The sequence below is a fragment of the Halomicronema sp. CCY15110 genome, assembly GCF_016888165.1.
Classification (GTDB): Bacteria; Cyanobacteriota; Cyanobacteriia; order Phormidesmidales; family Phormidesmidaceae; genus Halomicronema.
On the sequence record NZ_JACSWC010000124.1, the window covers coordinates 1 to 7,858 of the forward strand.

General features: G+C 55.7%; 8 protein-coding genes. 6 read left to right on the top strand and 2 right to left on the bottom strand.

Annotation, left to right across the window (positions count from 1 at the left end):
• Nucleotides 1–326: 326 nt before the first annotated feature.
• The 3 genes from JUK32_RS01960 to JUK32_RS01970 all read left to right on the top strand — a co-directional run bounded on the left by JUK32_RS01960 (nt 327) and on the right by JUK32_RS01970 (nt 1,737).
• Nucleotides 327–548, top strand: a complete 222-nt coding sequence (locus tag JUK32_RS01960) for a DUF433 domain-containing protein (protein ID WP_204137171.1) — start codon at nt 327–329, stop codon at nt 546–548.
• Nucleotides 549–552: 4 nt separating this feature from the next.
• Nucleotides 553–885, top strand: coding sequence for a DUF5615 family PIN-like protein (locus JUK32_RS01965; RefSeq protein WP_204137172.1), 333 nt, complete (start codon nt 553–555; stop codon nt 883–885).
• Nucleotides 886–993: 108 nt separating this feature from the next.
• Entirely contained in the window at nt 994–1,737 is a 744-nt protein-coding gene (locus tag JUK32_RS01970) for a DUF561 domain-containing protein (RefSeq protein WP_204137173.1), read from the top strand.
• A 343-nt stretch (nt 1,738–2,080) separates the two neighbouring features.
• Here the strand turns inward: JUK32_RS01970 and JUK32_RS01975 are convergent, their stop codons facing one another.
• Nucleotides 2,081–4,162 carry a M3 family metallopeptidase gene (locus tag JUK32_RS01975; protein ID WP_204137174.1) on the bottom strand — a complete coding sequence of 694 codons (2,082 nt, stop codon included), beginning with the start codon at nt 4,160–4,162 and terminating at the stop codon, nt 2,081–2,083.
• A gap of 277 nt (nt 4,163–4,439) precedes the next feature.
• On the opposite strand from JUK32_RS01975, the gene bcp reads away from it, so the two are divergent.
• Both bcp and JUK32_RS01985 read left to right on the top strand, forming a co-directional pair.
• Nucleotides 4,440–4,910 (top strand): thioredoxin-dependent thiol peroxidase, encoded by a 471-nt coding sequence (gene bcp, locus JUK32_RS01980; RefSeq protein ID WP_204137175.1) that lies wholly within the window; start codon nt 4,440–4,442, stop codon nt 4,908–4,910.
• On the top strand, nt 4,907–5,395 hold the full coding sequence (locus tag JUK32_RS01985; protein ID WP_239112238.1) for an NUDIX hydrolase: 489 nt from the start codon (nt 4,907–4,909) through the stop codon (nt 5,393–5,395). The genes bcp and JUK32_RS01985 overlap by 4 nt, the downstream gene beginning before the upstream one ends.
• Before the next feature lie 397 nt (nt 5,396–5,792).
• On the opposite strand, the gene JUK32_RS01990 is transcribed toward JUK32_RS01985, so the two are convergent.
• Nucleotides 5,793–6,140, bottom strand: a complete 348-nt coding sequence (locus JUK32_RS01990; protein ID WP_204137176.1) for an antibiotic biosynthesis monooxygenase — start codon at nt 6,138–6,140, stop codon at nt 5,793–5,795.
• A gap of 260 nt (nt 6,141–6,400) precedes the next feature.
• Between JUK32_RS01990 and JUK32_RS01995 the strand changes: the two genes are divergently transcribed.
• On the top strand, nt 6,401–7,624 hold the full coding sequence (locus tag JUK32_RS01995; RefSeq protein ID WP_204137177.1) for an ABC transporter permease: 1,224 nt from the start codon (nt 6,401–6,403) through the stop codon (nt 7,622–7,624).
• The last annotated feature ends 234 nt before the right edge of the window (nt 7,625–7,858 follow it).

The following is a 7,858-nucleotide window of genomic DNA, read 5'->3' on the forward strand; positions in this document are numbered from 1 at the left end:
TTCAGGCTGAGCCTGTCGTTCACGCAGTGGCTCCCTCCAGGAGCAAGCCCTAAATCTTAGTCTTGACGCTGCACTAGGCCCTGCGCCATCCGGCGATCGCCAACGAGCGGGCGGCACAGCCGGACTCAGTGGCTGAAGGAGAGCTGTCGCCCGGCTCAGGGAATGGCAAAATAGGGCAAGTTACGAACCTGATTACGGGGAATCTTTGACGACGTCAGCCTATGAGCGACAGGTGCTCAAAACCGAGCGCCCCAGTATCGGGGTGATTGAATCAATGGCGATCGCTTGGTTGGGATCAGTAGGATATTAATCAATGGCGGAAAGCGATGAATTACAAGGATTTCATCACGATTGAGCCGGGAAAGCGTGGGGGTAAGCCTTGCGTTCGGGGTTTGCGCATCACGGTGTATGAAGTGTTGGAATATTTGGCCTCTGAAATGACCGAGGCCGAAATTCTAGATGACTTTCCCGATTTGACCCGCGAAGATTTGAAAGCCTGCATTGCCTATGCCGCCGATCGCGAACGCCGCTATATGACGGCTTCCTGAGGGCATGAGGTTGCTCTTTGATGAAAATTTGTCGCCAAAATTGCCCAGTCGCCTCAGCGATCGCTTTCCCAGCTCACGCCATGTGCGGGATATCGGCATGAAAGCGACGGGCGACAGCGTCGTTTGGGATTATGCCAAAACCAATGGCTTCATGATTGTCTCAAAGGAGGCGGATATGCATGACTTGAGTTTGGCACTCGGTAATCCACCCAAGGTCATTTGGGTGCGGTTAGGCAACTGCTCGACGGCCCAAGTGGCAAACTTATTGCGTCAGCACTATCCAGTGATCGCCCGGTTTTACCAAGACGAAACTGTATCGCTGCTCGCCTTGCCATAACGGTTGTGTGGTGACGCCATTGGGCTGGTTTGGCGAACGCCCCTGACACTGCCGAAGGATGGCAAAATAGGGCAAGTTATGAACCTGATTACGGGGAATCTTTAGACTATGCAAGCCAAGCTTCAAACGGCATTTGCCCAAGGCCAAGCACTGAAAATTATTAGCGGCCTGACGAATTTCGATCGCGATCGCGTGGCGGCGGTGGTGCGGGCAGCCGACCAAGGCGGCGCAACTTTTCTGGATATCGCTGCCGATGCTGACCTGGTGCAGATGGCGAAAGCCCTGACCGATTTGCCCATCTGCGTGTCGGCGGTGGAAGCGGAGGCGTTTGTCGCGCCCGTGGCTGCCGGGGCAGACTTGATCGAGATTGGAAACTTTGACGCCTTTTATGCCCAGGGCATTCGATTTGAGGCGGCTGAGGTGTTGGCGCTGACCCAGCAAACTCGGCAGCTATTGCCAGAAATCACCCTGTCTGTGACGGTGCCCCATATTTTGGCACTGGATGAGCAGGTGGCGCTAGCGGAAGCTTTGGTCGCCGCCGGTGCAGATATTATTCAAACCGAAGGGGGCACCAGCAGCGCCCCGACCCACGGCGGCACCCTGGGCCTGATTGAAAAAGCCGCGCCGACATTGGCGGCAGCGCGGGAGATCGCCCGTGTGGTTGACGTACCCGTGCTCTGTGCCTCTGGCCTGTCGGATGTGACAGCGCCGATGGCGATCTCGGCTGGAGCTGCCGGTATCGGTGTCGGCTCCGCCGTGAACAAGTTGGACAATGAACTAGCGATGGTCGCGGTGGTTCGTAGCTTGGCGGAAGCGTTGCAGACCGTGAATCGGGGTGCGATCGCCCGCTAACAATTCAGCACACAGGGGACGGTGCCCTTGAATGAGTCCTTACCGTATCGGTCAACCCGAAAGGGCACCGTCCCCTCGAAGCTAGTAAATTTACGGCAAAAAAAAGCCCAGCAATGCTGGGCTTTCAAGTATCTTTTGAATTCACGTTTTGAATTTATCGCTTTGATTTAAGTGGATCTATAGTTGAAAACAAGATAACGCCTGCTCAACAACAATGGAGTGCTTTCCTGGAAAAAGATACAACACTTAGCGTTTCTGTTGCCAATTTTGTGTTTTTGGTAGCCAGCGCAACGATTTTGCGATCGCCACCCTGGCTACCAAGACACTTCTAGCCCCTAAATGGCTAGGCTGCTGACGCTAGCCCCCGATGCCGCAGCAGGGCCTGAGTGCTCGGCTCCCGTCCTCGGAAAGATTTGAACACCTCCATCGGATGCTGACTGCCGCCCAGTGCCAACACTGTATTGCGGAAGCGTTGCCCCGTTTCGGTGATAGCGGTGTCGTCTTCGAGACCAGCCTCTTCAAACGCCGCAAAGGCATCGGCGCTCAGCACCTCGGCCCAGAAGTAGCTGTAGTAGCCTGCCGCGTAGCCCCCCGCAAAGATATGGCCAAACGCACAGAGAAAGGCATCTTCGGGCAGGGGCTTCATGACGGTAGTGGTCTTCGCGAGGCGATCGCGCACCTCCCAAATGGTTTCATCGCCACCGGGCTGATAGCGGTGGTGGAGTTCGATATCCAGCCAGCCAAAGCTGACCTGGCGCAAAATCGCGCTGCCCGTCATAAAGTTGCGAGCCGCCAAAATCTTTTGATACAGATCTTCGGGTAGCGGCTCACTGGTTTCATAGTGGCGCGCTAGCTTCAGCAGCGTTTCCCGGTGATAGCACCAGTTCTCCATAAACTGGCTGGGCAGTTCCACCGCATCCCATTCCACATTATTGATGCCTGCCGCTCCGGCGTAGTCCACCGTCGTTAGCATGTGCTGCAAGCCATGACCAAACTCGTGGAACAGGGTTTCCACTTCGCGGAAGTTCATCAAGCTCGGTTTGCCGTCCACCGGCGGCGACTGGTTGCACACCAGATAGGCCACGGGCAAGCGGACTTGTTCCTTGACTTTGCCTCGGTTTACGCAGTCATCCATCCACGCACCGCCGCGCTTTTCGGCGGGACGGCTGTAGGGGTCGAGGTAGAAGTGAGCGATCGCCTCTCCCGTTTCCCCCGCCACTTGGAAGTACCGGACATCAGGATGCCATACGGGCGCTTCGCCATCGGCGGGCGTAATCGTCACGCCAAAGAGCCGCTTGGCTAAGGCAAACAGACCATCGAGCACCTGGGGTAGAGGGAAGTAGGGCCGCAGTTCTTCATCGTTGAGACCATACAGTTCTTCCCGCATCCGTTCTGACCAGAAGGGGACATCCCACTGCTTTAACTCGGCAGTGAAACCGCGATCGCGGGCAAATGCCGTCAACTCCTCCAACTCGCGAGTTGCCGCCTCATAGCTAGCACTGCGCAGTTCTTCCATCAACTGCTCTACCGCCGCCACCGAGGGAGCCATTTTGCGAGCCATGCTCAGGTCAGCGTAGGTGTCATAGCCCAGGATGTCGGCAACTTGCTGGCGCAGTTCCAGCGTGCGCTCAATGATGGGCTGATTGTCCAAGTCACCAGAGGCCGCCCGTGAAATAAAGGCACGATACACTTGCTCGCGCAGGTCACGCCGCCGACTATGTTGCAAAAACGGCACATAGCTGGGGTAGTCGAGGGTAATCACCCAGGGGCCATTTGCCGCCGTCGCAGCTTCGTGTCCAGCGCCCTTGGCCGCTTGAGCTGCAAGTCCGAGCAAACTCTTGGGCAAGCCCTCAATGTCTTCAGGTGTTTTCAAGACCAGTTGAAAAGCTTTGGTCGCATCCAAAACGTGGTTGGAAAACTTGGTCGAGAGTTCCGCCAATTCCTGCTGAATTTGGTTGAAGCGCTCTTTCGTTTCCCCTTCTAAGCCCACGCCCGACAGCTCCGCATCCCGAATGGCGGCTTCGACAATGCGCTGCTGAGCAGCGGTCAGCTGATCCCACAGCGCCCCTGCCCGAATTTGCTTAAAGGCGGCATACAGCGGCTGGCTTTGCCCTAATTGGTTGGCAAATTGTACGAGTCCCGGCTGCACGGCTTCGTAGGCGGCTCGCAGTTCGGGACTGTTTTTGACGCCCATCAGGTGACCGATGATGCTCCAACTCCAGGTCAAACGTTCCTCAATTTGAGTCAGCGGTTCCACGAGTCCGGCCCAAGTCGGCTCAACGGTTTGTTCGAGCGTCTCCAGCTCGGTGGCGAGGTTCTGAAGTAGTTCCTGAATACCGGGTTCGATCTGCTCCGGTTGAATCTCTTGGAAGGGTGGCAGCCCTTGACCGATCAGCAGTGGATTTTTTTGAACAGTTGCAGTCATAACAGTCTCATGTTGCGTCAATAGAGCATCGACTCGTCATTCAAGTCAGCATAGCCGGGAGCAATGTCCAGTGAAGTTAGCCTGAGCGATCGCCCACCTCACCAGCCAAAACCTTTCCACCTTAGCTTAGATAATCAAAGCAGATACTGACCCGACTCAGGGGGCGAAATCACCCCTTAATGCGTATTCATTATGAGTTTATGTTAGCGTGTCGCGAAGGGTTTGGGGCGGCAGTATAGAATAGGGTGGTGGTTGTTTTTAGATTTACTTAAGCTGCATGACTTTAAATGTTGGCGATCCGGCTCCTGAGTTTGCGCTGCCCGATGCCGCAGGCAATATCGTCAAACTGCAAGACCTCCAGGGCAAATGGGTCGTGCTGTACTTTTATCCCCGCGACAATACACCCGGTTGTACCAAGGAAGCCTGTGGCTTTCGCGATGCTTATAGCGACTATACCGACAGTGATGTGGTGGTGCTGGGCGTCAGCACCGATGATGCCAAGTCCCACACGAAGTTTGCGACTAAGCATGATCTGCCCTTTCCGCTGCTGGTGGATGAAGGCGGCGCGATCGCGGGTGAATACGGCAGCTACGGGCTCAAAAAGTTCATGGGCAAAGAGTACATGGGCATCAGCCGCAGTACCTTCATCATTAACCCCAACGGTAACCTCGCTAAAATCTACCGCAAGGTAAAACCTGAGCCCCACGCTCAGGAGGTGCTACAGGATATCGCCGAGTTATCTAAATGATGCCCAGCCAGCAATCTAGCGTCACCGTCGGCCAGCCCTGGCAGCGCGCCATTCGCACGCTGCTGGGGTTATTGTTGCGCCGCCCCTTAGTGGGCGTCTGCGTGATTCCGATTCTGCCCGATGGCTCGGTCGTGCTGATGCGTCGCCGCGATACGGGGCTGTGGTGTTTTCCGGGTGGGCTCATTGACTGGGGCGAAGATGTCGCCACGGCCGCCCAGCGAGAACTGACCGAGGAAACCAACCTCACCATCATGCAAGTCGGGCGATTGGTGGGCGTCTATTCCTCTCCCCAACGCGACCCCCGTTTCCATTCCATCTGTGTGACGATCGAAGCGTTTGTGACGGGGATACCTCAGGCCAATGACCCCAAGGAAGCCCTGGCCGTGCAGAGTTTCTCTTGGACCGATGTGGAGACGCTACCCCTAGACCATGACCATGCCCAACATGTGCAGGATTACCTCGCGCATCGCATTGTCGTCCTGTAAGGGACTTGTGCGCAAAAAAGATCCCCATGAACCGAGTTTCGACTCCGCTCAACTCTCGATGCTGGTAGGTTGAGCGAAGTCGAAACCGGACTGAACGGGTACTTTATTTAGTTGCCGATCCCTAAGTCGAGCGCCATCCACTCACCCAAGAATTAATGGCGATCGCGACAGTAGCCTGGATTTCCGTCGCAATTTTCAGGATGGCTGCGGTAACGCAGCAATATCGCCCCGGCTGAATCTTGTCATTCGCGCAGCGTCTACCGAAGGGAGGAAGCCTGTTCATCCTGCGACGGGCTCAGGACACACAACAAGTTTTCCAAAAGGAGCATTGTTGGAACCTCTGACGATCGCTCAATCTGTCAGCACGTTCAAAATGGGCGGTCGTCACAGCGATCGCTTACTTACTGGCCATTGCGCCGGCCAACAGGGGCAGAATTTCGCTACAGACTTCGTAGAAGCCCGTTGTGGGCGGTTCGGCAAATAGATGGGAGATCTTGCTCAGCGCTTCGTCATACACCTTGGTGTGATGCTCGGTCATATCGCCGGGGTTATCCCAAAAAATGATGGCGATGCCGCGATCGCTGCCCGGCTCTTGCAGCAGATACGCGCCATCAAAGCCTTCTGCGGTATAAGTCGAAACCGCCTTTTCGTAGAGTTGGCGAGCTTCGGCAAAGCAGCCAGACTTAAATTCGCCAATGGCGATGTAGGCGTATTTATGCTTCAAACAATCTAAAAAATCAGTCATGATCATTGCTTCCTCAATGTCGTTTACAGCTGGGGGGAGAACTGACAGGACTTACTGACGGTGGAAGCAGCCCTAGCCATCGATTTGGATGCCTGTACAGTAGCAAAATTCATTTCCGCAATTTCTGCTCAGCAAAGATTATTCACCTCTGAGGGACGGCCCTGTAATATCCCTTCATCCTGCGGTATGGCCCCCCAACGCCCCCCCAAACCCAGCGGGATGTGTTTTCCTAAAAGAAGCCACACATTGAGTCGCAACCGATGGATCTGGGTGAAAGTTTACGGATGGCGGTCAGAACCCTCACCGCCAATAAATTGCGCAGCAGCTTAACCATGTTGGGCATTGTCATTGGCAATGCGTCCGTCATTTCGATGGTGGGCATTGGCGAAGGGGCGCAGCGCTATGTGAATGACCAGTTGCAAACCCTCGGCCCCAACGTGCTGTTTATTGCCCCAGGCAACCGCGAAACGCGAGAACTCGGGGGGCTCGATATTCCTCGCACGTTAGTGGTGGCAGATGCGCGGGCGATCGCCGAGCAAGTGCCCTCAGTCGTGGGAGTCGCGCCGGAATATAGCACCCGCAACTTGGTGACCTTTCGCAATCGCAACACCAACACCAGTGTGGTCGGCACTAGCGAACAGTTCTTGCAAGTGCGCAGTTTTGAGATGGGTCAGGGTCGCTTCATTTCCGAGTTAGATCTCGACCGTCGCAGTCAGGTGGCGGTGCTGGGTGCCACTCTGGCTGGCAGGCTATTTGACGATACCTTACCCATTGGCCAGTCTATTCGCGTGAATGGCACCAGTTTTGAAATCATTGGCGTGATGGCGCAAAAGGGGTCGAACCTGGGGCTCGACTATGACGACGCCGTGCTGCTGCCAATTACCACCCAGGCGAGTCGCCTAGTGGGACGGCGACAGTCGCCCTACGGCATTGAGGTGTCGTTCATCTCGGTGTCCACGGAGGATCGGGAAAGCATGAGCACAGCAGCTTTCCAAATCACGAATTTGCTGCGGTTGCGGCACGACATTCGCGGCGAAGATGATTTCTTTATCCAAAGTCAAGATACGTTACTCAGCATTGCCGAAACGATTACTGGGGCGCTGACGGTGATGCTGGCGGCGATCGCGGGCATTTCGCTACTGGTCGGCGGCATCGGCATTATGAATATCATGCTGGTATCCGTTCGCGAGCGCACCCAAGAAATCGGTCTACGCAAGGCGATCGGCGCTTCTCAGCAAGATATTCTGACCCAGTTTCTGATTGAAGCCATCATTTTGTCCATTGCTGGCGGCTTGGTCGGCACTGGCCTGGGCATCGGTGGCATAGTGCTCATCGGCGTTTTGACCCCGTTTGAAGCCGGGGTGTCCGGTGCGGCGATCGCGATCGCGGTGGGCGTCTCCGGCGGCATCGGTCTGTTCTTCGGTGTCTTTCCGGCTCGTCAGGCGGCCAAGTTAGACCCCATTGTGGCACTGCGCAGCGCTTAATCGACTGTATTTGGAGTTCATCGGGGCGGCGGCGGCAGGGTGCCGCGCATCGCCAACGGCAATAGAGACTGACTCAGGAATGAGGAGCAAATAACGTCCAAATTGTTTAGGCCAGGCAAGATGCCTGCCTCGGGACAGCCGAGGCGGCGATCTCAACCATCAGTGGTTTGTTTTGAAGAACCGGATGCGGAAACAGATTCAATCGGGCGAATCGTTTAGACAGGTCGTCGACCA